The organism is Streptomyces sp. NPDC059853 (assembly GCF_042731495.1).
Lineage (GTDB): Bacteria > Actinomycetota > Actinomycetes > Streptomycetales > Streptomycetaceae > Streptomyces.
On sequence record NZ_JBHWJL010000009.1, the window covers coordinates 18438 to 42594 of the forward strand.

Here is a 24157-nt window from a genome sequence, read left to right on the forward strand (position 1 = left end):
GGGTCCGGCCCCGTCCCGTTCCGGGGCCGTTCGGCCTAGGCTGGCGGGAGTGAGGAGGGTGGGATGGAGATCGCTATCGCGGTGATGGTGCTGACCTTCCTGGTGTTCGTGGCACTGGTGGTGCGCACGGCACGGTCGGTGAAGCGGCGTGCCGAGCGGGCCGGGCGTGAGCTGCGGCACAAGGTGAACCACACGGTGTCGGAGGCCACGCTGGCGGCCCGCGCCGTGCAGCCCGGCGTGCTCGGCGAGGTGGCCCGGACCCGCAGGGAGCTGCGGGGCGCGCTGGAGGGCACCCGCAGCGTCCTGCGGACGGGTGCGGCGGACGATCCGGGGCTGCGGGAGTCGCTGGCGCTGCTGGACCAGCTGTACGGGCACGCGCGGCAGCTGGACGGGGAGCTGGGCGCCCTGATGGCGGGGGAGCCGGACCGCCGGGTGGTGGCGGCGCGGCTGCCGGCGCTGCGGGAGCGGGCGGAGCGGATCGTACGGTCGGCGGGCTCGCTGCGCTCGGCGGCGCTGGAGCGGGCGCACCGGCACGACGTGGACGCGCTCGACGCGCTGCACGCGCAGATCGAGGTGGAGGCGAGCGCGCTGCGGCACTGGGCGCCGGCCGAGGGGCCGCCGGAGGCCCTGCCGGGGGCCGGGGCGGAGCCGGAGCCCGGGATCGAGGGCGGCGGAAAGCGGCCGGGGGCCGGGGAGCGCGGGTAAGACCGTCGGCTACTCTCCGGACCATGCCCCGCTCTGTCGCCATCGTCACGGATTCCACCGCCCATCTGCCGCCCGCGGAGGTGGAGCGGCACCGGATCACGGTGGTGCCGCTGACGGTCGTGCTCGACGGTGAGCCGGTGCCGGACGGCACGCCGGAGGCGGCCAGGCGGCTGGAGCGGGCGCTGCGGGAGCGGCTGCCGGTGACCACCTCCCGGCCCAGCCCGGAGACCTTCGCGGCGGCCTACCGGCGGGCGGCGGAGGCGGGCGCGGAGGCCGTGGTGTCGCTGCATCTGTCGGCGGAGATCTCGGGGACGTACGACGCGGCGGTGCTGGCGGGGCGGGACGCTCCGGTGCCGGTGCGGGTGGTGGACAGCGCGATGGTCGCGATGGCGCTGGGGTTCAGTGTGCTGACCGCCGCGGAGACCGCCGGGGCGGGCGGTACGGCGGACGAGGCGGTGGCGGCGGCGGTCAAACGGGCGCAGCAGACCCGGGCCTACTTCTACGTGGACACCCTGGAGCATCTGCGGCGCGGCGGCCGGATCGGGGCGGCGCAGGCGCTGCTGGGGTCGGCGCTGGCGGTGAAGCCGCTGCTGGAGCTGGTGGAGGGGCGGATCGAGCCGCTGGAGAAGGTGCGGACGGCGGGGAAGGCGATCGCCCGGCTGGAGGAACTGGCCGCCGCGCACGCCGGGCTCGGCCCGGTGGAGGTGGCCGTGCACCATCTGGCGGCGGAGGAACGGGCGGTGGCGCTCGCGGAGCGGCTGCGGGACCGGATCCCCGGGGCGGCGCGGGTGCGGGTGAGCGAGGTGGGCGCGGTGCTGGGCGCGCACACCGGACCGGGGCTGCTGGCGGCGGTCGTCGCCCCGAGGTAGGGCCGGGGTTCGGCCCCGCTGCTCGGCCCAACTCACTCGTGTGAGTGACGGAGTTATCCACAGGGGCCGGGTTGTCCACAGAATTCCGCGCTTTCTCCCGGGCCGTCCGGAAGGTCCGTACCGTGCGGCACATGAGGAATCGCAGCGCGTCCCAGGTCCGTACGCACGAGGAAGGCCGGCGGTCCGCCGTCCGCGCCGCGGTGCTGTTCCCGCCCGCGACGATCCGCGGCGCGGGGGCGCCGGCCGCGGGAGCGGGGCCGGAACGGGTCGCCGCTCCGGCCGCGGCACCCGACCGGCAGCCACCCGATCCCCACCCTGACCCGCACCTTGGTCCCGACCCGGAGCCGCTTCCGGGAGCGGTCACGGAGGCGGTGACGGAGCCGGGCCGGGGGCTCTCCCGGTGGCAGCGGCTGCGGCTCGGGTTCCAGGACCGGTGCGGGATGGAGCCGCGTACCCTCGCGGCGCTCGCCGTGGTGCTGGTGGTGGCCGCCGGATTCGCCGTGCAGCACTACTGGTCGGGGCGGCCGCGGCCGGTCACCGCCGGGGCGGAGCCGGTCGCCGCCGCGCCCTCGCCCGCCGCCGAGCAGGCGGCGGAGCGGGCGGCCGAGCCGGAGACGCTGGTGGTCGACGTCGCGGGCGAGGTGCACAGTCCGGGGCTGCGGACCCTGGCCGTGGACGCCCGGGTCGCGGACGCGGTCGAGGCGGCCGGCGGGGTGCTGCCCGGGACGGACACCGACGGGCTGAACCGCGCCCGTCCGCTGAGCGACGGGGAGCAGATCCTGGTGGGCGTCACCCCCGACCCGGTGGCCGCCGATCCGGCGGCCGTCGGCGGTCCGGTCAGCCTCAACACGGCCACCGCCGAACAGTTGCAGACCCTGCCGGGCGTCGGCCCCGTCCTCGCGGGGAACATCATCGCCCACCGCACGGAACGGGGCGGATTCACCTCGGTCGATCAACTGCTCGACGTCTCCGGTATCGGTGAGCGCCGGCTGAGCGATCTCCAGTCCCGTGTCACGCTCTGAGCCGCCGGGCGGCGGTACGGCGGTGGCCGACCGGGCCGCGGACCTGCGGTTGGTGGCGCCCGCCGGGACGGCCTGGGCGGCCGCCGCGGCCGCGCTGGACGGGCCGCTGGTGGTGGCCCTCTGGGCGGCCGGCGGATCGGTGCTGCTGGCCGTGGCGGTGCTGGCGTGCTCCCGCTCGGGGCTGTGGGTGGCCGTGGCCATGGCGCTGGCCTCGGCCGCCGCCGGGGCGGTGGTGGCCGCGCTGCACGGCGCGGCGGTCCGCGGCAGCCCGCTCGCGCAGTCGATCGGCGAACGCGCCACCGTCGAGGTGGAGATCGGCGGCGACCCCAAGGTGGCCGGGACGCAGCGGGGCGAGGTGGTCGTCATGACGGGCGCGACCGACCGGGGCGATCCGGTCCTGGTGGTGGCCCGCCCGGCCGCCGGACATCTGGCTCAGTGGGCGGCCGTCCTGCCCTCCACCCGGCTGCTGGTCGAGGCCAGGACGGACGAGCCGATGCCGGGGCGGGGCAGCGAGTTCGCGGCCGTGCTGCGGGTCCTGGACAACGGTCCGCCGCTGGTCACCGCCGAGCCCGGCGGCGCCCAGCGGTTCGCCGGATTGCTGCGCCGGTCGCTGCGCGAGGCCACCCAGGGGCTGCCCGAGGACGCGGCGGCCCTGGTACCGGCGCTGGTCATCGGGGACGCCTCGCGGATCACGCCCGAACTGCGGGAGGCCGTCCAGGCCACCGACCTCACGCACATCATCGTGGAGAGTGGCTGTAAAGCACAACGCCCCCGTACCGGCTGTGAGCTGGGCGGGGGCGTCGTCGTCAGCGGACGGCGCAGGATGCGGCGGCGATCAGCGGGGCGCCGATGGCCAGCAGGCAGCCGGCGCCTACGAGTAGCCGGTCGAGCCAGTCGGCGACGCGGCGGCGGTCGGGGTGGTGGTGCATGGTGCTCCGGTCATGGGTGCGCCCCCGCCCGGTGGTGGTGGGCGGGGGCGCGGCTGCGGGAGTCAGGGCCTCACGACGGTGTGCCAGCCGCTCCGGGTGAGCACGGTGCGGCCGGTGGGTTCGATGCGGACGCGGGCGCCCCGGACGGGCAGTTCGCCGCTGATGAGCCACTGCTCGCGGATGGCGTCGAGCTGATCCCACAGGCGGCGGGGGCCGCCCTGGTGGACGCTGGCCGGCTGCGGACCGGTGCCGGTGGCGCGGGCCCACGATCCGTCCGGGTGGGCCATGACGGCGATGCGCCGGCCGTCCTCGACGCGGTAGCCGTGCTCGACTCCGGGCATGGTGAGGGCGACCATGCTGGACAGGTCCCATGCCTGTTCAACGTCGACCACGGGGTACGGGCTGATCTTGACATCGCCGTGGGTGGTCCAGGCGGCGGCGAGCTGGTCGGCGGCGCCGGCCGGGTAGTCGCGGCCGGACCGGGCGGTCATGAAGCCGGCGCGCTCCCACTCGACCCGGCCGACCGCGCTGCCGTCGCCCTGCTTCGTGGCGGTGATGATCAGCGTGGTGCCGGTGAGCGTGGTCACCAGCCGGCCGCCCGGCCGCAGTGCGCGGAGCCAGGATGCGGGGATGTGCGGCATGGCCACGGTCGCGATGATCCGGTCGTACACCCCGGGGATGTCCCCGGTGGCGTCGGCGATCTCGACCAGGGGGTACCGGCCGATCGAGGACAGCCGTTCGCGCGCGGCCTCGACGAGGTACTTGTCGATGTCGATGGAGGTGACGCGGGCGTCGCCGAGGCGCTGGGCGAGCAGCGCGGTGCCGTATCCGCTGCCGGTGCCCACGTCGAGCACGGAGTCGTGCGGGCCGATCCGCGCGTGCCGGTACATCTGGATGAGGAGGCTGGGGAGGGTGGCGGAGCTGGTCGGTCGGCCGGTGGGGTGGTGGTCGGGGTCGGCGCCGTCGGCGTGGTGGCCGGCCACGGCCGTGATGAGGGAGCGGTCGGCGTAGGCGGAGTCGAGCCAGTGGTCGGGGTCGGCGGGGCCGTCGTGCAGCGACCAGCCGTGAGGCTGTCTGGTCCACCACTGGGGGGTGAACACGTGGCGGGGCACGGCGGCGACGGCGGCCCGCCAGGGCGAGTGTGCGTGGGTGACGGCCTGGGCGAGCTGGTCGGCGCGTGGTCGCCAGATCATGACGCGACACCTCCGAGCAGCGCGGGTGCGGGCAGGGCGTCCACGTCGTCGTAAGCCGGGGAGCACGCCTCGGTGTTGGCGGGGTCGCAGTCGTTGGAGTCGTCGGGCGGGCAAGCCGCCGTCGCCGGGGGGACGGCGGCTCGGGCGTCGGCCCACTCGGCGCCGGTCAGGATGTCGTACAGGGGGGTGGTCCGGACGTTGCCGGTGGGCATGTCCCTCGACAGGATGCAGCCGTACACGTCGCCGTTGGGGCCGATGGCGGCGCGCTCACGGTAGCAGCGTCCGCACAGCTCGGAGACGGCTGGCGGGCCGCTCTCGGTCGCTGCGGCGCGGCCGACGGCGCGGGTGCGGTCGATGCGGATGTTCGTGATGCCGAGGGCCTGCATCTGGGCGGCGCCCTCGGCGATGCGCTGCCCCTCGATGACCTCAACCATGCCCACGCGGACCGGCACCTTGTGGGCAACGGCCTTCCTGATGTTGAAAAGGCTCCGGCTGTAGGCGCCACGCCCGCCCGTGATCCGCTCGTGCTCGTTCGGGTCGTCCGAGTACCAGCTCGTTGCCAGGCTGACGCCTCGGCGCTGAAGCCGGGCCCACAGGCCGGGCCGGGCGATTACGAGGTTGCTGTACACCTCGACGGCGAGACCGAGTTCGAGCGCGCGGTCGATCAGCGGCAGCAGGTCGGGCGAGAGGGTCGGTTCGCCGCCGATGAACTGGACGGCCGGGATGCCTACGGCGGCGATGTCGTCGAGGGCGTGGTCCCAGTCGGCGCGGGTCATGGTGCCGGCCGGGGCGGTCGGGCTGGAATCGGTGCAGCAGTGCGAGCAGCGGAGGTTGCAGTTCCCGGCGATCTCCAGCTCGACGCTGCGGATACCGGCTACGTGTGGTGCGATGGTCGGTGCCATCGGACTGCCCTTCGTCAAATCGGATGGGTGCGGTGCGTGGTACTGCCCCGCCCCGGCCGTGCAGCCTCCCCAGGATGGCGGCCGGGGCGGGGAGTTTGGAGCCCGCGCCCCTGCCGAGGGGTTCTGTCGGGCGGGGGAGCCTCGATCAGGTGTCGCCTCGGCAGGGGGCGGGCGGTCAGGGGGCCGGTCGGATGCGGCCGGCGGTGAGGTGGTGCCACAGGCGGCCGAGCGCGGACCGGGGCCGGCGGTGCCGGGCGGGGCGGTGCCGGGCTGGCCGGGGCGGCGGCGAACTGTCGGTCGCGTCGACGTACAGGGGCACGCGGAGTCCCCCGGAGATGTCGCACGGGGCGTCGAGCAGGGCCTCGGAGTAGTCGATGACCGCGTGGTGGAGCTGGGCGAGGCAGGTGCGGCAGGCGTACACGGGTGCGTGTTGGCCGGCGGTGCTCACGGTGCCGAGCCAGAGAACGAGGGTGTACTGGTGGCCGCACCACCACCAGCAGTGGCCGTAGGTCCAGGCGTGGCCGTCTCCGGGGTGCGGGGGGCGCGGCCGGCAGTCGGCATCGGTGATGTCCGGGCCGGTCGGCGGCGCCGTGTCGCTAAGCCCGGCAAGCATGGGAACCCCTTCGGTCAGCAGCCGGGTTCTGGCTGGAACCCGGCGTGACGAAGAGGTTAGAAGTGGTCACTACACGGCGTCGATGGCACTTTGCCGGGTCGTCAGGCCGAAGTGCCACACAGCGTTACCGCTGGTCAGATGGGCAGATGAACGGCAGCCGCGAGAGAACGCATCTCGGGCGTGAGGGTTCGGCGGCGCTTGATGACGCTGCCGAGGATGTCGCGGGCGTACCGCTGATTGGACAGCCACTCAGGTGCCGCATGTTGAATATCGAGCAGGGTCTCGACTGACTTGGTGTACTGGCGGGTGTGGGCGTACGCGTTGGCTACGTCGAGGCGGTGCCTGTTGACATCACTCGGAGTGAGGCCAGCAACATTGACGGGAATCTGTTCTGCCAGCGATAGGACGTGATCGGGCTTTTGCACGATCATCGCATTCTCCGCGCGCTTCAGCTTGACCGTCAGCGGACCGAACGACCGTAGGTGATCCACAGTCTCGTGCTGCTGCCCCAATGCAGTAGCCGCCGATTTGGCCAGGCGGAGCGCGTCTGCTGCTTCGCCGGGGCGGTTGTCCCGCACGGCGGAGGCAGAGACCCGAAGCAACATCCACCCCCACGTGCTGAGGTCGCCGGCCGTTGCGCGAGACAGGCGCGGCTCGGTGTCATCGGCCCAGCGAAGCGCTAGTTCACGTGACTCCGACAATCGGCCTTGACGCAACAGCGACCAGCACTGGGTATTGATGGTTGCGGCCCCCTGGAGCTGATCCACTGCCCCATCAAGCGAGCGTTCGAGCACCAGCTCGGCCGACGCGAACTGCCTGGTCTGAACGAGCAACCAGGCGACTAGTTGGAGCACCCGCATGTGGGGTGCGCGACCTCGGTGGTCAAGGGCTGCCAGGGTTTCCGTGTCCCGTAGAAGCGGCGGCAGCACCGTTCCGAGCTTCGCAAACTGATTGGAGGAGAACAGGCGCATGGCGCCGTCGACCGCTTGCGTGACGCCATCAACTGTCGGGGCTTCGGCGAGATCGTCGGTCGTGGTTCGGCCGGCTAGCGCGCGATGCAGCGGTTCCCAACTGCGGATGACGGTTGGGTCGGCGGCCTCTTCGATATGGCTGGTGATGAGTCGGGTGGTGGACACCCGCAGAGCGGATGCGAGCATGTGGACGGTCTCAAGTCGCGTGTCGCTGCGCTCGCCCTGCTCAAGCTTGCGGATGAGCGATAGGGACACGCCGGACTGCTGTGAAAGCTCGCGCTGGCTCATGCCCCGGCGCTTGCGGACATCGCGGAGCCGGTCACCGATTTCGGCACTCATGTATCCGAGGGTACGACTGCCGTAACGCAAAAGGCGCCCCCGCCGCCGGCCGTAGCCGGTAGCGGGGGCGCGGGGGTTAGGAGCCTCGGGCGAGCTGCCACAGGGTCAGGCCGAGGCCGATCGCGCCGACCAGCGCGGCCAGCGACGGCAGCGGCCACCGGGCCCGCTCCAGCGAGTCGAGCCGCTGCTCGTGATCGGCAAGCCGCCGGTCGGTCTGGTCGTCGCGCTGCGCTAGCATCGCCAACCGCCCATTGACGGTGGCGAACCCCTCGCGCACCTCACCGCGCAGCTCGGCCAGGGCGACGGCGACGGCGGCCGGCTCGGACGGCGGATCGGTCACCGGCCACCCCCTTCGTCGAGCGCCTGGTCGTCGTCCTCGGCCGGCGCCTTGCGGAGCCACCCGGGCAACAGGCCGTCGACCACATCGAGCGCCATCACGCGCGTGATCGCAGCGGCCACCATCAGGCCGAGCGCGACCCCGGGCAGGGCCTCGGGCACGCCGGCCGCCGACACGATCGCGGGCAGCGCGGCAGCCACCGACACGACCCACTGCACCGCCGTACGGACCGTGCGGCGCATCTCATCAGACATAGGTGTGTCCCTCTCTCTCGTCAGACCTTGGGGACCTTGAGCCGGTCCCAGCTCACGCGGCCGGGCCAGCCGTCGGCGTCGGCCCCGGTGAAGCCGCACTTCCGCTGCCACTTCGCGTACGACCGCAGGTCGGCCACCGTCCATTGCGGGCCGGGTCCCTGCGCGTACGCCGAGCACCCCTCGGCGACCAGGCGCCGCCCCATCGCGGTCACGATCGGGCTGCGGGGATACCTCTTGAAGAAGTCGGAGCCGGGGAACGGCTCGTACTTCGGCGTGGCCGGCTTGGCGGCCGGCTTCACCTTGAGCCGGCGCTCGACCCGCTCGCGCATCGTGGTCATGTCGAATCCGCGGGGGTCGACCTTGCCGCGCTGCCACTCCAGATGGCCGAGGACGCTGCCCGCCGTCCAGCCGTGCGCCCTGCAGATCGCCGCGGCGATCCGCTCGATCGCGTCGAGCTGCGCCTCGGGCCACGGGTCTTTGCCGTTGCCGAGGTTGATCGCTTCGAAGCCGTAGAAGCGCGGGTTGCCGTCGGTGTCGTTCGTCGCCGGCCGGTACGGCGGTGTCTCCGCGATCACCCGGTCGAGTACCGCCCGGTCGCCCGATCCGGCGTGGTTGGCGCGGCCGTGCCCGACCAGATGGACGGTGCCCTGCTTGTCGATCACCCCGTGACACAGTGGCCCCGGCAGACCGGCGTATCCGTCGTAGCAGATGTCGACCGACGCGGCCGTGCCGCTGGTCACGGTGTGGTGGATCATCACCCCGTTCACCGGCCCCCAGGCACCGGCCTTGTTGCGGTTGTGGGTGCGCCAGGACTTGTACTCGATCACCTTGACGCCCTCGGCCTTCAGCGCGGCGAGCATGCGGTCGGCGGTCAGTGGCGTGGCCATATGGCTGTCTCCAGACATGAAAGAAGCCCCGGCCAGCGGCGCGGGGCGTACGGATCGGGGGCGGTCAGACGAGAGCGAGCGCCATGATCGCGGGGTCGAGGCCAACCTCGCCGTTGGACTGGTTGACGGTCGCGGGCAGCGTGCTCGCCCCGGACGGCACACACCAATGCCGCTGAAAGGCCGAGTTGCCGAGGAAGAAGTTCCCCGGGTTCGACGGCGACTCGTTCTGAATGTGCATGTAATACATGCCGTTGCTCGGCCCGGCGGACATCAGGAATGCCGCCCAGTAGCGGCCGGGCGCGAGCGTGATCGTGCTGGTCAGCGGCAGGGACATAGCCCCCACGTGGTTGTTGACCATGCCCGGGGCCGATCCGCTGATCTGGCCGGCCGCATCCACGTTCGACAGCGCCGTCGCACCCGTCCAGGCGACACGGGTCCCGGCTTCCGAGTAGATGCCGCCGAAGAACCTTGCGGTCGGCACAGCAGCCGAACCGGCCCAGCCGCGCGCCATGATGACCACGCGGTTCGTCGGAGTCGGCTCGGTGATGTTGATGCCGCACATGTAGATGCGGCCGACGACGGCGGCCTTGATGGCGCTGGGGTTGGAGACGTGCGCGGGGTCGACCGACCACGCCTGAAAGCCGAGGCTCTGCGGCGTCCAGGTGTTACGCGGGGCGGCGGCGGGGAGCTGGCCGACGGGCAGCCGGCCGGTGGCGTCGAGCTGCGCGACACCGGACGGTGCGCCGGCCGCCGTGGTGGGGATGGCGCCGACCTGCGCGGCGGTGTGCGTGTGGTCGACGGGGGACGCGCCCACGTCGCCAGCGCCCAGCTCGACCGCGCCCGTCTGCCCGTTCACCGAGTCGACCGCGCCCGCGCCGGGCGGTCCCTGCGGGCCCTCGGGCCCCTGCTCCCCGCGCGGCCCGGCCGGACCCTGCGGACCCTCCGGACCCATCGGCCCCGGCACGGTGCTCGGCTCACCGGCCGGGCCCTGCTCCCCCTGCGGTCCGGGCGGTCCCTGCGGGCCGGTCTCGCCGGCCGGGCCCTGCGGGCCGGTCTCCCCCCGCTCCCCCTGCGGACCCTCCGGGCCCCGTTCGCCGCGCGGGCCAACCGGCCCGACCAGCGATGCGAGCCAGTCAGTGACCGAGCCCGTGTACCCCTCGGCGACGGCCACCTCGTACGCCGAGGCGCCCCTCACCGCGATGTAGTTGGGCTTCGTCGGATCGGTGGGTGCCACGTCGGCCAGGTCGACGCGCGGCGTCTCGGCGGGCAGCAGCAGTTGATAGCTCCGGCCGGGGTTGATGCCGGTCAGCTGCTCGGTGACGGTGTACGACCAGCCATCCGGGATCATTCCCGGGGCGTCCGTCGCGGGCAGAGACACCGCAATCTGCCCCTGCTGGTCGAGCTGCACGACCACGGGGGCGCCCAAGATCACATCCCAGTCGGGGAAGGTGAGCTGAGCGGGTGCTCTGAACGTCAGGGCGCCGCTGAGCGGTTCGCCGTTGGGTCGCAGGAATCGGCCGGTCACCAGCACGGTGGGGATCTCTTCGGGCAGCAAGGCGCCTCCTGGTCAGTCGGTGATGCGGCGGAGCCCCGGCCGGGGGGCGGGGGCGGGTATGGGGGGTTCGGCGCCGAGCGCCTGGTCGTCGCCGTCGTCGGCGGCCGGCGACCCATCCGCCATCGCGGTCGATGCGGCGGCGAGGGCGGCGTTGGGCGCCTCGTCAGCGCTGAACGTGTTCCGCTGGTATCCGCCGTAGACGTTGGTGTGAGCCGTGCCCGTCCCGCTGGCGACCTGGTGACGGATACGCCAGGTGACGTGCGTCATGTGCGGGGCGGTCATGGGGCGGGTGATGTGCCGCTCGGACCACTGGCCGGCCGCGCCGCCCGCGATGCTCCAGCTGTCCCACGTCTCCCACTGCCCACCCTGTTGGGCCTGCACCTCGACCCTGGCCGTCGCGTTGGGCGGGGCGTACGACTCGGTGTGCAGGTACCAGACGGCGCACTGCACGCGCTGAGCGGCGAGCCACGCCGAGACCATGGTCGAGGAGCTGGTCGAGCTGGCCGATGTCGGCTGCCACGGGATCGGGATGGAGGGCCGGCCGAGGTATCCGTCAGCGAAGTGATCGTCCATCACCATGACTTGGCCGCCCCGCGTGAACAGCCTGATCATGCCGTCCGCGCTGGAGTCCGACCCGGAGTCGAGCGCCATCGCGCCGGACTCTCGACGGATTGCGAGGCCGTACCGGCCGCTTCCTGTCCAGTGGCCGGTTCCGAACACGGCTGTTCCGTTGGGGGCGTAGGCGGCGAAGTAGCCGCCTTCGCCCACCGACACGGGCCCGCCCCGGATGAGGTTGAGCGCCGGCCGCATGTTGGCGCGGCCGTTGAGCTGCCTCACCTGCTGCTCCAGGTCGCGGATACGGTCGAGCAAGTCGAGGGGCACGGCGGCCATCAGGGCACCTCCAGGGTGAGCGTGGCGGTCTCGGGCTGTCCGCGCTCCGGCGGGGCCGCGGCGATCCCGACGACGCGGTATCGCTCATCGAGGCCGGCCGGGTGCCACACATCGCGGATGCGCAGTCGGATGGTGGCGCCGAGCAGCGCGGGCCCGATCGGGGCCGCGCTCATGTGCACGGTGATTTCAGGGATGGTGCGGGGGGCGAGGGCGGCGGCGGCGTCCGCGCGGGCGTGCGCGGCGAGCGTGGTTGCCCGCTCCACCGACGGGTAGTCGCTGCTCCCGTCGAGCCTCGGCCAGCCGCGTTCGATGTCGCCGTCGTCGACCAGCAACGGCGACATGATCGGCAGGCTCTCGACCGCCTGATTGGTGTTGTCCGACGCCCCCCGGCTCTGCCACGCGTTCGCCCGGGTAGTGGCGTCGTGCGGCCACCGGTACGACATGACCGGCCCCGGGTACGACAGCACGATGTCGGCGTTGCCGGTCCGGATCGTCGGGTGTCCGAGTTGGAGTCTCTTCACCCGCCGGCCGCTGGCCGGGTCCCGGTGCGACGCGATGCGCCACTCGAACCCGTTCTCGACGGCGGCGAGCGCGTCGATCAAGTCGCGCACCACGGGCAGGTCATACCGGCGGTACGTGCGGTCGCGGAGCACTCCGGAGACCTCGGCGCCGTACTCGATGCCGATGTCGCCGCCGGGGGTCTGCTGCACGTAGTCGATCAGGCCCCGGGCGATGTCGAACTGATCGGTGGCGGTGGCCGTCAGGGTGTCGTAGAGCTTCCGGTGCGAGAGGTAGCTGTCCCACGTCGCCGCCTGGATCGCGACCGACACTGCGCCCCGCTCGCCGGTCTGCGGCTCGGCAGTCCACAGGATGCCGCCCCACCAGGTCTCGCGTCCCCGCTCCACCCACAGCGCGGTGCGCCCGGGTACGACGGCGGCCCGGACGCGGGCGGCCAGCTCGGCGTTCGGCACCGGGATGGTGCCCGACAGGGTGCCGGTGCGGCCGATCCACTCCTCGGTGCGCATCCCGTGCACGGGCAGCACGTCGAGCACCTGGTCGGAGCGCAGATCGCACACCAGCACGCGCCACGGCGAGCCGGTCATGCCGGCTCATACATGGCGGTGCCCCGGAACCCGTGGCCGGTCGTCCACGTCCAGGGGCTCACGGAGTCGGCGATGCCGCCGTTCTGCGCGGCTGCGCCAACCGATCCGCTGCTGATGTCCAGTTCGAAAAGGTTCGTGGTCGCAGCGCGGACGCGGGACACACACCGCTGCTGAGTGCCGCCGGTCAGCTCGGCCCAGCCGATCGCGCCCGTCACCGTGCGCGCCGGAACCGGCAGGCTGAAACGCCAGTTGTCCGCCGTGGTGGGGGACGCGCCGAACGCGGTTGAGCTGCCGAAAACGATCTCGAAGCTCAGATGCACTACGCCGTCGGCGGCTAGGTAGCGGCAGGTGCGCTGCGCGTTGCCCCACGCGGGGGTGCGCTGCCCGGTGCTCGTGGTCCAGGTCGGCGACCAGTCGCGCCACTGCGGCCGGGCCGGGTAGTCGCGCCACTCCGTGCCGTCCCAGCGCTGAAGGTGGCTGCCGGTGTCACGGTACGCCCCGACATACGGCCCCGGGGTCGTGTCCGACTGCCGGGGAACGATGCCGCCGGCTGCGACGGTCCAGCGGCGGCGGTCGGTCAGCGCGGACGCCCACGGGATACCACCCGTGCCAGCGGACGCACCGGCCGGTACGCGGATGTCCCACAGCGGTATGACCGCAGGTGGGAGCGTCGGCGCGACCGGCGCGGGGTCGGGCGCGCCGGGCACGACCTCGACGGCGGCGAGGGTCTGCCCGTCGGTGTCGTACAGCCCGTCGTACGCCCGTATGACGAGAGTGTCGATGCGGGCGAACTGCTGGTCGCCGTCGCCCACGGTCAGCGTCTCCGGGCTGCTCACGGCCACCGGGTAGGCGCCCTGTACGACGGTGCCCTGCACGACGGCCCGGCCGGTGCTGAGCTGCACATCCATGGGACCGACGCCCTCGGCCGCGAGCGCATCGCCGCCGGGGATCACCCCGGGGCGGGTGCCGAGCGTCCCGTCCGGGGTCATCGTGCCGACCGGCGAGAGCCGGGTGTCCTCGCGCGTCTGCCCGGTCGGCAGGAGCCATGCTGCCCGTACGGTCATCTCTGATCTCCTGTCACCAGTAGGCGGAGCGCCAGCGCATCTCGGCGGCGGCGGCGGGGGAAGCGGAGCCGGGCGCGGCCCGGAACGCGTAGCTCGTGACGCCGGGCGGGATCACGAGGGTTTGCTCGGGGACCGAGCGGGCGGTCGCGGTGTACAGCCTGCTCGCCGTGCCGTTGAGCACGACGGTGCCGGCGGCGGTGTCGATCACCAGCTCATCGCCGGCCGCGAGCGTGATGTCGTACTCGATCGCGGCGCCGCTCTCCAGGCAGGTGAGCGACGGCCGGGTGACCGGGCCCCGGAACCTGATCAGCGGGTGCGCCTCGGCGTCGCCGTCGTTGCGCGCGGTGAGCGCGCCGGTTGAGCCGGGGGTGCCCCAGTCGAGCGGCCAGTCGAGGCCCAGCTCGACGGCGGCCGGCGGCGGCCCGTCGTCCTGGTCGCCGTCGTCCTGGTCGTGCTGCTCGACGCGCCAGTCGAGGCCCGGCTCGGCCATCGGCAGGCCGGCCGTCGCGCGGCGCTCGGCCAGCTCGTACCGGCGGGGGTCGGAGCACTCCCACTGCACCGCGCCGTCCCTCGGCTGGCCGAGGGCGTACCCGCGCACCGCCACCGGCAGCATCCGGCGCAGACACCGCGCCCACACCATGAGCGGCGGGGCGCGGTCGATCTGGATGACGAGGGGCTGCTCGTCCTCGGCCGGCGCGAGCGCGGCGGCCAGCGGCCGGACGGCTTCACCGGCCCGCCCCGGCTCGGCCCGGACGGACAGCCCTTCCATGGTGATGATGCGGGACTGCGCGAGCAGCGGCCCGGGAATGGAGCCGTGAGCCCCGGCCCTGGGCACGCTGCTGTTGTCGAGCGGCGGCCCGTCCTCCCAGCCCGTGAGGGAGGTCCAGCCGTAGGGGGTGCCGGGGCCGAGCAGCAGCTCGCCCACCTGGACGTGCCCGGGGAGGGTCACACGGTCGCCAACAGCCATGGTCACCCCCTCCCGCGCGCCTGCCAGTCGAGGGCGGCGGCGAGCTGGTCAGCCGTCGCGTCGCCCGCGTGCCAGTGCTCGATATGGACACCGCCGCCGGCCGGGGCGGCGGTGAACGCCGACGGCGGCGCCGAGCTGGCGGCCGGCGCGGTCCCCGGGCCGTCGAGCACCGCACGGCGGTCCACCCGGACGAGGGACTGCATCGAGCGCTCAACAGCGGGCGCCCCGGCCTCGATACCGGCGGCGACGCCGGCCGGAATCCACCGGCCGACCTCATCCCGCATGACGCGCGACGGCGAATTGATACCGAGTACCGAGGCGATCGGGCCGGGGATATAGGACTTGGCCCAGCTCGTCACCTGAGACTTGAGCCATGAGCCCATGGACTTGATTCCGTCCCAGATTCCGCGCGCGATGTCCTTCCCTTTATCGGTCATGTCATCGCGCAAACCGGCGAAGTAGTCGACGATATCGCCGGGGATTCCGCGCACGAATTCGAGCATTTCGCTCGCCTTGCGCTTCGTGCCGTCCTTGATATCGGACCAGTGCTGAATGATGCGCCCAACGAGCGTCCAGTTCAAGAAGAAGCCCAGGATGCGGCCCGGGATTTTCTTAACCCAGTCGACAATGCCATCCCATATTTCGCTGGTCTTGGTCTTGATAGTGGACCAGTGCTTGATTATCAAGCCCACCAGCGTGAAATTCAGGAAGATGTCAACGACCTTATCGGCAACCCACTGGATTTTCCCCCACAGCCAGTCCCAGATTTTGATGGTCCACTCTTTGACCGTTTCCCAGTTGGCGATGATAAGCGCTACCAAGCCGACGACGGCGGCGATGACAATTCCCACGGGGCCCATGGCGATAAGCCAAGCCGCGGCCATTTTCGCGGCGTTGAGCATCGACTGAATGCCCATCATCACCCACGCGGCGACTACCTGGGCGCCGGTGATGGTGGCCTGTATGCCACTGCGTATCAGTGCAGGTAGGAGCACTGCTGTGATGATTCCGGCCGCGACCTTCAACTCGGTTCCGTGCTCGCGGATAAACCGCCCGGCCCGTTCGAACGCCGGTATCACCTGCGTTCCCAAAACGTTTACAACGCCCTGTGTCAGGCCGCGTTTGAAGACCTCGATCTTGGTTGCGGCGTTGTCCCGCATGGCGTCGCCCGCCGCGTCGGTGGCGCCCTTGACATCGCCGAGAGCATCAACGGCAGATGACGGGTCAAGGGCATACAGGGCGTCGCCAAGGTCCTCCGCTTTGGTGCCAAATAGCTCAACGGCAATAGCATTTCGCTCGATAGGGTCTTCAACATCGCGGAGCTTATCAAGGGTTAGATCAAGGGCGCCGTTGGCGGAATCCCCGCCCTTTCCGATGGCCTCGAACATGTCCTCTGCGTTGAGGCCGAGTTCTTCGAATCCGCCCGCGACCTTTTCCGACCCGGCAACGGCCTCGATAGAGAATTCCTTGATGGCGTCGGCGACGACATCCGCATCGCGCGCGCCCGCCTGTAGGCCCTGCTGTAGCAGGCCCATGGCCATTTCACCGGACAGGCCCATGTCCCGGAACTGGGTAGGGTATTCGGTGAACGTGTCGAGTAGATCCTCGGCCACATTCACGCCGTTCTGACCGCCACGAACAAGAATGTCCATGGCTTCCTCGGCGGAATTCGCGACTCCGGTTTTCAGCATCGTTCCGACCGCGCGCGACACCTTGGAAACGTCCTCACCGAGGACAGCGGCGGTGTCCGCCACCCGGCGCCCCATGTTCTGCATCTGCGCTTCCGTGGCCTCGGGAGGCAGCAACCCGTTGTGGGCGATGCTCCGCAGGATGTCGGCCGCGTCCTCCACCGAACCCGTGATCGCCCCCGCGTACAGGGCACCGGCCACCTGACCGGACTGCGCGGCGATCGCCGTGCCGGGGCCGAGCTGCGCCTCAAGCCGGCCGGGGATGCGGCCCTGGTCAAGGGCGTCGCCGAGGCCCGACAGCAGCGCCGCCCCGATACCGGCGCCCAGCACCGCCGCCCCGAAACCCCGCAGCGACGACGTGATCCGGTCCCCGGCGCGGTCAGCTCCGTCCGCTGCGCCGTCGGCGAGTCCGTCGCCGAGCTGGCGCCCAGCGCGGTCACCGGCCCGCCCGGCATCGGCCGCGATGCGCGCGCCGGACGCCCGCATCTGGCCCTCACCCCGCCGCAGTCCCGCGCCCATCTGCCGGTCGTCGACTCGGAGGGTCGCGGCCAGGTCGCCCACCATGAGCGCCATGGGGCATCACCTCCAGGTGGTGCCCCCCGGGTCCCGGGCGGGCTGTGCTATCGCTGCGGCGGGGGAGCGGGGGCGAAGCGCCGTCCGAGGCGCGATCCCTCGGCGGACAGGAGTCCGGCGATGCGTAGGCGGAGCCAGCGCCACGACCGGCCGGCCAGCAGCCCGGGGGCGGAAAGGTCGACGCCGTACACCTCGTGTAGATCGGCCTCGATCAGCGGCCACTCAGCCAGCAGATCGGCCCAGGTCAGCGCCGGTTGTCCCGGGGCCGGCGGCGCCGTGCCGGGCGGCCACTCGTACCACTCGTAGAGCCCGCTGATCTCGTCGTACTCGCCCCGCCCGATCGGTCCTGCTGGCGCCGCGCCGCCCGGTTCGGCGCCCCGGCTTTTGGGTCGCCGCCGCTGGCCCAGAACCGCTCGGCCGTCGCCCGGTCCTGCGTGATCCACACCATCGCGGTCAAGGCCGCGTGCTTGAGGGCAGGCCAGTTCACCCCGTCGTCGAGCATCTGCTCGTAGGCGGTGCCGAGTACGTCGCGGTAGTGGTCGTGTTCGGCGGAGTCGTCGAGCACCTGGTCGCGGACGCGTCCGCCGTCGGCGGCGATGGCGGCGGCCTGCACCATCGCCTGCACCCGAAGCCCAACCTCGGCGGACGGGGCGGGGATCACGTACGTACGGCCCCCGATCGGCAGCGTGATCGACTCGTCGAGGAAGTCGTCGAGGGCGTCGAACGCCATCAGTCACCCTCCTTGCTGACCGCCGCCGTCGACTTCTTGGTGCTCACCCGGGCGGCCATGAGGCCGGCGCCCTCGGCCGGGTTCTCGATCTCCAGCAGCGGCCCGCTTCCCTTGAACGTCACCGCGACCTGATCGGTCGTTTTGGCGTCGCCGCCCTCGGGCGCCCAGGTGACCAGCGCCCGGCCCTCGTAGGCGTCCGGCTGGCCGCTGCGGTCGAAGTAGCGGAGGTGCACGTACGATGCGGCGGCGAACCGCCGGGCGGTCTTCCGTAGGTGGACCTGCACCGGGTTGAACTCGCCCGTCTCCGGGTGGTGGCGGTGTGCGAGCTTGGTTTCGATCTGCCAGTCGAGCTGTGTGACCGCGTGTTCCCCCCACCCCTCCGAGTCGTACGTCGTCACCTCCTCCTGAGTGGGTTCCTCAGCCGGCTTGAACTCCAGTACCCCGGGCACGAGCTGCCAGTCGGGGGCGTCGGCGGTGCCCATGTTGCATTCGAGGCGGTACCGGCGGGCGAGCGCGGTCACCGTCTCGGCGGCGGGCGTCGGTGTGGTCATCGGGGCGGCCTCCTATTCGAGGTGTCGGCCCGCGCGGTGCGCGAGCGCGTAGAAGTTGCTGGCGCGTTCGCGGCGGCCGAGCTGGTCGGCGCCGATGTCGGCGGCCGACTGCCGGTAGATGAGCTGCACCCGCGCCGCTCCCCACGCGTGCGGGCCGGACCCGCCGAGCACGTCGAGCGCCTGGTCGTCGAGGTCGACGACGGCGCGCGGGTCGGTGCTGGCGCGGGTGCGCACCTGAACGCCGGTCACCGTGTCCGTGAGCGCGGGGGAGTCCTCCACCGGGTAGGCGGACAGGCAGATCACCCGGTCCGGGTCCGGCGGCATGTCCGCGATCACGATGGCCGTGTCGACTGCCGCGTAGATGCCGTCGGGCCGGTAGGTGCCGACGCCCTCGGCGTCGAGCAGCCGCGCAACTCCGTCGAGGAGATCCGAGGTGTAGGTCATGAGGTGGCCCGCCGGACCTCGGCCGCGATCAGCGCCCGCACTGTGCCGGACGCCTGGGGCAACACACTCTCCAGGTATTTGGCCTGTCGGCCGGGGGCGTGGCGGGCTGTCAGGTCCTCATGGACGCGGGTGGCGTAGGGGGTGTCGTAGGACACGGCGGCGGTCAGCGTGCCCTCGTCGACGCTGGCGGCGCCCGAGCGTTCGAGCGTCCCTTCGTCGATCGGGACGCGGCGGCGGGATTCGGCGAGCACGTGCTCGGCGCCGACCAGCAATCCGCGGGCGGCTGCCTGCCGAATCGCGCCCTCAACCCGCGCTCCATCCCAGCGAACGCGGTAGCTCGGCATAACAAACCTCTTGTCATAGATCGGATAGTTGGCGAGGGACTGTTACGGGGATAGGGCCCGGTAAGGTGAGCGCATTGGTGCCGCATCTCCCCCAATACGGCCCGGTCAAGTCCGGCCGGGTCCTCGCGAAGCGAGGCCGTCAACGGAGATGGGAGATCAATGCAGCAGCGCAGGCGACAGCCTCGGCAGGAAGATCACTTACTGCCGGTGTGGGTACGGTCAACGGTCGCGATTCTGACCGCCCTTACCCCGCTCGCGTACTGCGTAGCGCTGATGCTGCGGTAACCCCGTAGCAGAGGTGGGCCGATCGGGCGGACATATGGATAGGTCCGGCCGCGTGGTGTTCGGCCGGACCTATCGTGCGCTCGCATCGGCCGGTCCTCGGTTGCCCTCCGAGGACCGGCCACCTGCAAGCGTCGTGTATGACGCCGAAAGATCAAACGGTAGACGGCAACTTCAACTTACCCCATGGGGTAAGTCCTATGTGTCAATGGCACCGCATTCGTCTTGTTCAATCGCACATCACTTCCGTGCAGCTCGGTACGGGCAGGCCCGGGGCGGTGTGGTCGGCCACCGTCAGCGCGGAGGCGGTACGGCCCGACGGGAGGGTGATGCGGCTCCCGGGCGGGCAGTCGAGCCCCGGCTCGGCGATCACGCTCGCGGAGGCAACGAGTTGCCGGCCGTCGGCCGCGCGGACTATGCGGGGGCGGGCGTAGACCAACGCCCGCACGGTGGCCGGCGGCCCGTACCGGGGACCGTAGGCGCTGTCCCCTATATATGGCTCCACCGTGACCGTGTGCCGCAGTAGCGCGGCCGGGACGCGGTTCACCACGCGACCACGACCCCGGGCTCAAGGCCCGCTCGCCGCAGCGTGCGGGCGGCGCGCGGCGCCAGCTCGACGCCGGACGCGCCCGGCCGGCGCGCGGACCGGCCGGACAGAGACACGGGGCCGATGCTCACGCTGTCCCACTGGCCGGCCGCCCCGGTGCCGTCGTCACCCGAGGCGAGCCACCATTCGACCTGCGCGCACGCCGCGTTCGCCAGCGCCGCGCGGATGGGTTCGCCGGTCGGGGTGCCGTCGTCGTCCACCGGGTAGACGGCGGTCAACAGCGCGCTGTCGATGTCCTCGGATGCGCGGGCGAGCAGCCGGTCGGCGTCGTCCGGAGCGGGCCCGCCGAGGTAGGCGGAGAGCTGTTCCGGGGTGGCGTAGACCCGCACGGCGTCACCCCTTCCGGGAACGGGACCGGCCCGCCGGGGTGTCCGGCGGGCCGTCGCTGTTCTGGTCGTCCCCGGGCGGGTCCGGGGACGGATCGGGCTCCGGGGGTGGGGCCTCGACCGGCGTCACGGTGTAGCCGCGCCGGGCGAAGTACGCCAGCGCGGCCGGGGCGGCGGTCAGCGCCCGGCCGCCCGCGAAGTCGACGCCGGCCACGGTCCCGGTGAACCCCTCGACAGGGGTCGTGATCTCGTACATCAGCCGGCCACCTGCACACCGCGCAGCACTGCGGCGGCCTTGGTCGCCTTCAGCGCCGTGCCCACCGGGCCCATCTCGACCTCACCGGTCTTGACGGCGCCGGCCGTGGTGAAGTCGGGGAGCCACTGGCGCACGAGGTTCCCGCCCGTTGTCGCGACTCCGTGGAAACCGTCCAGGCCGATACGCACGGCGTAGATGGAGCTGGTGCCGTCCTCCTCGCTGGTGGGGATCACGGGGTCGGTGGAGCCGGCCTTGTCGCCGAGGTCGATCAGCGGGATACCGCGCCACGCGCTGACCGTCTGGCCGAACGCGGACAGCTCGGTGAGCTGCGACACGAAGTCGGCGATGCTCTCCAGTGCGGCGAGCGTGTCGGCGTTCATGAGGAACGCTGACGGGGTGCCGTCGAGCTGTGCGCGGAGCTTGCGCAGGTGCTTGAGCGCGGCGAGTCCGGCGGCGCGGTCGGTGACGGCCGACCAGTCCGCGCCGGGTGCCCCGGCGATGTCCAGCTCGGTGCTGGAACCGGCGAGAGCCTTGTCGAGACCGTCGAAGCTGCGGGCATCGACGGCCGAATCCCCGTTGATCACGGCGTCGGCGAACGTCGAGCGGGCCGCCTTGATCTTCTGCGTCATCTGGAGCGTGACCTCATCCGAGGCCGCCGGGCCGAGGTGCGCGAGCACGCGGTCGATGTCGAACGCGCCGCCCAGCACCTTCAGATCGGTGGTGTAGCGCGCCCGCCGGACCTCGGTCTTCTCGTACTCGCTGTTGATGGCTCGGAAGCTGGCGGTCGGCTGGGTGATGAGCCGGGTGTAGCCGTAGGTGAGGGTCGATCCGCCCCCGGACGGGTTGACGGCCTGATCCCAGATCATGTTGTCGAGCAGCCAACTCGACTTGCGGAACTCATCGATCACCATCAGGTCAAGGGCGTCCTGAGTGTTGAGCTTGGCGTCAGCCAGGGTAATAGCCACGGTGGTGGTTCTCCTCTCGGCAGCCTCCGAATATGGCGGAAGCGTGTCGATAAATCAGCGAGAAAGTCTCTATATAAACGGGGGTATCAAGGTGAACTTTCATGATGGACCGAAATTCGGCCGTCAGGCCGGAGGGCCGTCCGACGAGATGGCGCGAATCTTGGCGGAGCTTGCCAGTGCTGTAGAGAGCGTCAAATACTGGCGGCAGAAAGCGACAGGAAATAGGTACTTGGCTGAACTTGTGGACCATCTGTATCAAGCGCGTAAAGAAGTCCGCCGCGCGGAAGCGTGGCACGTCGTTGGGCTGATGAGTCTGGCCGTGGTCGGCTATCTCGTCGCTTACTATGCGACGCATGGACTGATGGAGAGAGTTCCGAGTCAAGGTTTTCAGCCAGCTGACACGGCTCAGGTGATTACGGCGGTTAGCGCTTTGGCTACCTCTATCGGTATTGGAATTGCGGCAATTATCAAGGCGTATGCTCTGCTTGTGCAGGCGCGAGCCGATATGATCAGGGCAAAGGCGTCCCTACCACCGGTAGACGAAACCACTTTCCCTGCTATCCCCGACGCGGAACCACGTCGTTTACCTGGTCCTCCGGGCGACTAGCTGAGTCGGGCGGCGATGGCGTCGCGGAGCGAGCCGGGCTGGCGGTCGGTGGCCGGCGGCCCGCTGAACTGGGCGCCGCCGCGCGGCGGTCCGGACGGGGCGGCGCGGTACAGGTCCGGATCGGCCTCGACCGTGCTCTTGATGGCGTCGGCGAGCTGGTCGCCGAACTTCGCGTCGGTGGGGTCGAGCTGGGCGACGGCCGCGACGAACGATCGGCTGTTGAGCAGCCGGTCGGCGCGGGCGCCCTGCTCGCCGGCCGCCCGGTACGCGGCCAGCTCGATGTGTGCGGTGCGCAGTTCGGCGGCCTGGTCGGCGAGCTGCTTGTCGCGTTCGGCCACGGTCGCGGCGAGCTGTGCCGGGTCGGCCTCTCTCTTGGCGCCGTCGGGGTCGAGGGCGGCGCGGATGGCGTCGAGTGCGGCGAGCGCCTGGTCGCGCTCGGCGGTCGCGGTCTCGGCGGCCGTGGTGGCGTCGGCGAGCTGCTGCTGTCCGGCCGGGTCCGGCGCGGGCGGCGCGGGCGGGGTGGTCTGCTGTCCGGACGGTGCCGGGGGCGGGGGCGTGGCCGGGTCGCCGGTCTGCGGCGCGGCCGGGGGAGTGGTCGGGGCGTCGGGCATGGGCGGGTCCCTCCGTGCGGGCATGAAAAGGGCCCGTCCGGTCGGACGGGCCCTGATGGGGTGGTGAGGCGCTGCTACGCCTCGGCGCTGTCGGTGGTCGCCGGGGGCGGGGCGGCGGCGTAGCCGCGTATCCATGCGGTACGGCGTAGGTCGCCGGCCGGGTGCGGGCAGGTACGCACGTGCGCGCCCTCCTCGGCCGCCGCGCGGCCCGCGTTGATCGCTTCCGCGAGCTGCTGTCGCGTGTTCATCTCGCCCCCTACAGCCGGTTGTCGCGGTCGGTCCGGGATGCGCGGGCGGTGTCTCCCGCGTCGGTCCGGACCCCGGTGACCTGCTCGGTGTACTCGGCCAGGGTAGTGCGCGGGTGGTCCTGCCACCAGCGCCGCAGCTCCTCGGACGCACGCGCGTACGCGACGTGCGCGGGGCCGCTGAACAGCGACACGGGGTCGATGCCCTCGGCGGCGGCGCGGCGGTTGAGCAGCACCCCGCGTAGGGCGTCCTCGGCCGCGAGGTACTGCGCGTAGACGTGCTCCCGGTACATGGTCGCGATCTGCTCCCGGGTGTACGCCCGCCGGGCGCCCTCGGCGTCCCGCTCCCGCTCAGCCGCCCACCGTGCGGCGCCGGTCAGCCCGGCGAGCGGGTCGGCGTCGAGCGCGTACGACCCCCACCCGTCCGGGTCGGGCATCGGGTCGAGCGCCTGGTCGAGGCGTTCGCGGGCGGCGAGCGTGTCGGCCGGGGTCGTGCCGGTCGGCGCGACCGGCATCGGCGCCGGGTAGCGGCGGTCGATCTCGGCGGCGATGCGCTCGGCCTCGGCCGGCCGCGCGTAGCGGAGCGCCCAGCCGAGTTCGGCCTCGGGCACGTCGCCGAGGTCGGCCAGCAGCCGGCCGCCGGGGAACAGCGCCTCGCGGCGGGCGGCCAGGTCGCGGCGGTCGGCCTCGGCCTCGATCCGCTCATGGTCGCGCCGGTCGAGGGCACCGGCCCGGATCGCTGCGCCGAGCTGGTCGTCGCGCATCTCGCCGAGGGTGCGGTCATCGCCACTGCGGACGCGCGCGGCCTGCACGGCGTCGGCCGGCGGCGCCGGGGCCCGGTCGGGCAGGTTGCCCGCGCCGATCCGCTCCCGGACCGGCTTGCGGATGAGTTCGGGGTGTTCGGCCAGGTGCTCACGCTGCGCGCGCTGCCACGCCCTCACCTTCGCGCGGGCGGCGCGCGCCTGGTCGTCGTCGAGGGCGGCGGCCTCGCGCTTCTTCCATCGCCTGATGTGGCGTTCGATCTCGCGTTGCCGCTGCGTCGCCTCGTACCCGTCCGGGTCGCGGCTCGCCGAGGTCGGCGCGGTGGTGACCCCGGGCAGGAACGCCGAGAGGCTGTGGCGGCAGTTCGGGTGCTGGGGTCCGGCGCGGCGCGCTTCGTCCAGGCTCCCGGCGATCCGTACGCGGACCGTGCGGCCGTCGTCGGTCGCGTGCTGCTCCTCGACGGTTCGCTCGCCGGCCGGGCCGTCGAGGGACAACACCTTGCCTTCCCAGCGTGAGCAGAGGGGGCATTCGTGGGGGGCGTTGGCCACGATCACCAGGTCGAGGC

At 72.0% G+C, this 24157-nt stretch carries 30 protein-coding genes; 4 read left to right on the plus strand and 26 right to left on the minus strand.

All coding sequences use genetic code 11. The features are described from left to right. The first annotated feature begins 63 nt into the window (after positions 1-63). From ACFV5N_RS01955 to ACFV5N_RS01965, 3 genes are all read left to right on the plus strand, one after another. Positions 64-705: a hypothetical protein gene (locus ACFV5N_RS01955; protein ID WP_385592698.1), complete on the plus strand. Its 642-nt coding sequence runs from the start codon at positions 64-66 to the stop codon at positions 703-705. 23 nt (positions 706-728) lie between these two features. Beyond that, positions 729-1574 (plus strand): DegV family protein, encoded by an 846-nt coding sequence (locus ACFV5N_RS01960; RefSeq protein WP_385592701.1) that lies wholly within the window; start codon positions 729-731, stop codon positions 1572-1574. 131 nt (positions 1575-1705) lie between these two features. Beyond that, positions 1706-2596, plus strand: a complete 891-nt coding sequence (locus tag ACFV5N_RS01965; RefSeq protein WP_385592704.1) for a helix-hairpin-helix domain-containing protein — start codon at positions 1706-1708, stop codon at positions 2594-2596. Between the two features lie 432 nt (positions 2597-3028). Here the strand turns inward: ACFV5N_RS01965 and ACFV5N_RS01970 are convergent, their stop codons facing one another. The 23 genes from ACFV5N_RS01970 to ACFV5N_RS02080 form a co-directional block, all read right to left on the minus strand. Beyond that, positions 3029-3328 (minus strand): hypothetical protein, encoded by a 300-nt coding sequence (locus ACFV5N_RS01970; RefSeq protein ID WP_385592707.1) that lies wholly within the window; start codon positions 3326-3328, stop codon positions 3029-3031. Positions 3329-3402: 74 nt separating this feature from the next. Beyond that, complete coding sequence (locus ACFV5N_RS01975) at positions 3403-3525, minus strand: hypothetical protein (RefSeq protein WP_385592710.1); 123 nt, start codon at positions 3523-3525, stop codon at positions 3403-3405. A gap of 62 nt (positions 3526-3587) precedes the next feature. Beyond that, on the minus strand, positions 3588-4718 hold the full coding sequence (locus ACFV5N_RS01980) for a methyltransferase domain-containing protein (RefSeq protein WP_385592713.1): 1131 nt from the start codon (positions 4716-4718) through the stop codon (positions 3588-3590). Continuing rightward, positions 4715-5620 carry a radical SAM protein gene (locus ACFV5N_RS01985; protein ID WP_385592716.1) on the minus strand — a complete coding sequence of 302 codons (906 nt, stop codon included), beginning with the start codon at positions 5618-5620 and terminating at the stop codon, positions 4715-4717. Before ACFV5N_RS01985 ends, ACFV5N_RS01980 begins: the two co-directional genes overlap by 4 nt. Positions 5621-5795: 175 nt before the next feature. Then, positions 5796-6233, minus strand: a complete 438-nt coding sequence (locus ACFV5N_RS01990; RefSeq protein ID WP_385592719.1) for a hypothetical protein — start codon at positions 6231-6233, stop codon at positions 5796-5798. A 134-nt stretch (positions 6234-6367) separates the two neighbouring features. Further along, positions 6368-7543, minus strand: a complete 1176-nt coding sequence (locus ACFV5N_RS01995; protein WP_385592722.1) for a helix-turn-helix domain-containing protein — start codon at positions 7541-7543, stop codon at positions 6368-6370. A 76-nt stretch (positions 7544-7619) separates the two neighbouring features. Then, positions 7620-7883, minus strand: coding sequence for a hypothetical protein (locus ACFV5N_RS02000; RefSeq protein WP_385592725.1), 264 nt, complete (start codon positions 7881-7883; stop codon positions 7620-7622). Then, positions 7880-8134, minus strand: coding sequence for a hypothetical protein (locus ACFV5N_RS02005; RefSeq protein ID WP_385592728.1), 255 nt, complete (start codon positions 8132-8134; stop codon positions 7880-7882). The genes ACFV5N_RS02000 and ACFV5N_RS02005 overlap by 4 nt, the downstream gene beginning before the upstream one ends. A 20-nt stretch (positions 8135-8154) precedes the next feature. Beyond that, positions 8155-9021 (minus strand): peptidoglycan-binding protein, encoded by an 867-nt coding sequence (locus ACFV5N_RS02010; RefSeq protein ID WP_385592731.1) that lies wholly within the window; start codon positions 9019-9021, stop codon positions 8155-8157. Positions 9022-9085: 64 nt separating this feature from the next. Beyond that, complete coding sequence (locus ACFV5N_RS02015; protein WP_385592734.1) at positions 9086-10576, minus strand: hypothetical protein; 1491 nt, start codon at positions 10574-10576, stop codon at positions 9086-9088. A gap of 12 nt (positions 10577-10588) precedes the next feature. Next, entirely contained in the window at positions 10589-11467 is an 879-nt protein-coding gene (locus tag ACFV5N_RS02020; protein WP_385592736.1) for a hypothetical protein, read from the minus strand. Further along, positions 11467-12570 (minus strand): hypothetical protein, encoded by a 1104-nt coding sequence (locus ACFV5N_RS02025; protein ID WP_385592739.1) that lies wholly within the window; start codon positions 12568-12570, stop codon positions 11467-11469. Before ACFV5N_RS02025 ends, ACFV5N_RS02020 begins: the two co-directional genes overlap by 1 nt. After that, the gene (locus tag ACFV5N_RS02030) at positions 12567-13634 is read right to left on the minus strand and encodes a hypothetical protein (protein WP_385592740.1); all 1068 of its coding nucleotides are present in this window, start codon (positions 13632-13634) and stop codon (positions 12567-12569) included. Before ACFV5N_RS02030 ends, ACFV5N_RS02025 begins: the two co-directional genes overlap by 4 nt. Positions 13635-13647: 13 nt before the next feature. Further along, positions 13648-14601: a phage distal tail protein gene (locus ACFV5N_RS02035; RefSeq protein WP_385592743.1), complete on the minus strand. Its 954-nt coding sequence runs from the start codon at positions 14599-14601 to the stop codon at positions 13648-13650. A 2-nt stretch (positions 14602-14603) separates the two neighbouring features. After that, a complete protein-coding gene (locus ACFV5N_RS02040; protein ID WP_385592746.1) occupies positions 14604-16862 on the minus strand; it encodes a phage tail tape measure protein in 2259 nt (752 codons plus the stop codon). Between the two features lie 244 nt (positions 16863-17106). Beyond that, on the minus strand, positions 17107-17592 hold the full coding sequence (locus tag ACFV5N_RS02045) for a hypothetical protein (RefSeq protein WP_385592748.1): 486 nt from the start codon (positions 17590-17592) through the stop codon (positions 17107-17109). Further along, the gene (locus ACFV5N_RS02050; protein WP_385592750.1) at positions 17592-18143 is read right to left on the minus strand and encodes a phage tail tube protein; all 552 of its coding nucleotides are present in this window, start codon (positions 18141-18143) and stop codon (positions 17592-17594) included. Before ACFV5N_RS02050 ends, ACFV5N_RS02045 begins: the two co-directional genes overlap by 1 nt. Positions 18144-18155: 12 nt before the next feature. After that, a complete protein-coding gene (locus ACFV5N_RS02055; RefSeq protein WP_385592753.1) occupies positions 18156-18587 on the minus strand; it encodes a minor capsid protein in 432 nt (143 codons plus the stop codon). Continuing rightward, positions 18584-18931, minus strand: a complete 348-nt coding sequence (locus ACFV5N_RS02060; RefSeq protein ID WP_385592755.1) for a hypothetical protein — start codon at positions 18929-18931, stop codon at positions 18584-18586. The genes ACFV5N_RS02055 and ACFV5N_RS02060 overlap by 4 nt, the downstream gene beginning before the upstream one ends. A 511-nt stretch (positions 18932-19442) precedes the next feature. Next, positions 19443-19763, minus strand: coding sequence for a hypothetical protein (locus tag ACFV5N_RS02065; RefSeq protein ID WP_385592758.1), 321 nt, complete (start codon positions 19761-19763; stop codon positions 19443-19445). Next, positions 19757-20149 (minus strand): hypothetical protein, encoded by a 393-nt coding sequence (locus ACFV5N_RS02070; protein ID WP_385592761.1) that lies wholly within the window; start codon positions 20147-20149, stop codon positions 19757-19759. The genes ACFV5N_RS02065 and ACFV5N_RS02070 overlap by 7 nt, the downstream gene beginning before the upstream one ends. A gap of 4 nt (positions 20150-20153) precedes the next feature. Further along, entirely contained in the window at positions 20154-20402 is a 249-nt protein-coding gene (locus ACFV5N_RS02075) for a hypothetical protein (RefSeq protein ID WP_385592764.1), read from the minus strand. Then, the gene (locus tag ACFV5N_RS02080; protein WP_385592767.1) at positions 20402-21367 is read right to left on the minus strand and encodes a major capsid protein; all 966 of its coding nucleotides are present in this window, start codon (positions 21365-21367) and stop codon (positions 20402-20404) included. Before ACFV5N_RS02080 ends, ACFV5N_RS02075 begins: the two co-directional genes overlap by 1 nt. A 1-nt stretch (position 21368) precedes the next feature. Between ACFV5N_RS02080 and ACFV5N_RS02085 the strand changes: the two genes are divergently transcribed. Then, positions 21369-21974: a hypothetical protein gene (locus ACFV5N_RS02085; RefSeq protein WP_385592770.1), complete on the plus strand. Its 606-nt coding sequence runs from the start codon at positions 21369-21371 to the stop codon at positions 21972-21974. Here the strand turns inward: ACFV5N_RS02085 and ACFV5N_RS02090 are convergent. The 3 genes from ACFV5N_RS02090 to ACFV5N_RS02100 form a co-directional block, all read right to left on the minus strand. After that, positions 21971-22585, minus strand: a complete 615-nt coding sequence (locus tag ACFV5N_RS02090) for a hypothetical protein (protein WP_385592773.1) — start codon at positions 22583-22585, stop codon at positions 21971-21973. The two genes, ACFV5N_RS02085 and ACFV5N_RS02090, sit on opposite strands and share 4 nt — an antisense overlap. 74 nt (positions 22586-22659) lie before the next feature. Next, positions 22660-22833, minus strand: a complete 174-nt coding sequence (locus tag ACFV5N_RS02095) for an Rmf/CrpP fold protein (RefSeq protein ID WP_385592776.1) — start codon at positions 22831-22833, stop codon at positions 22660-22662. An 8-nt stretch (positions 22834-22841) separates the two neighbouring features. Then, a partial coding sequence (locus tag ACFV5N_RS02100; protein WP_385592779.1) for a phage minor capsid protein occupies positions 22842-24157 on the minus strand: 1316 nt, incomplete at its 5' end.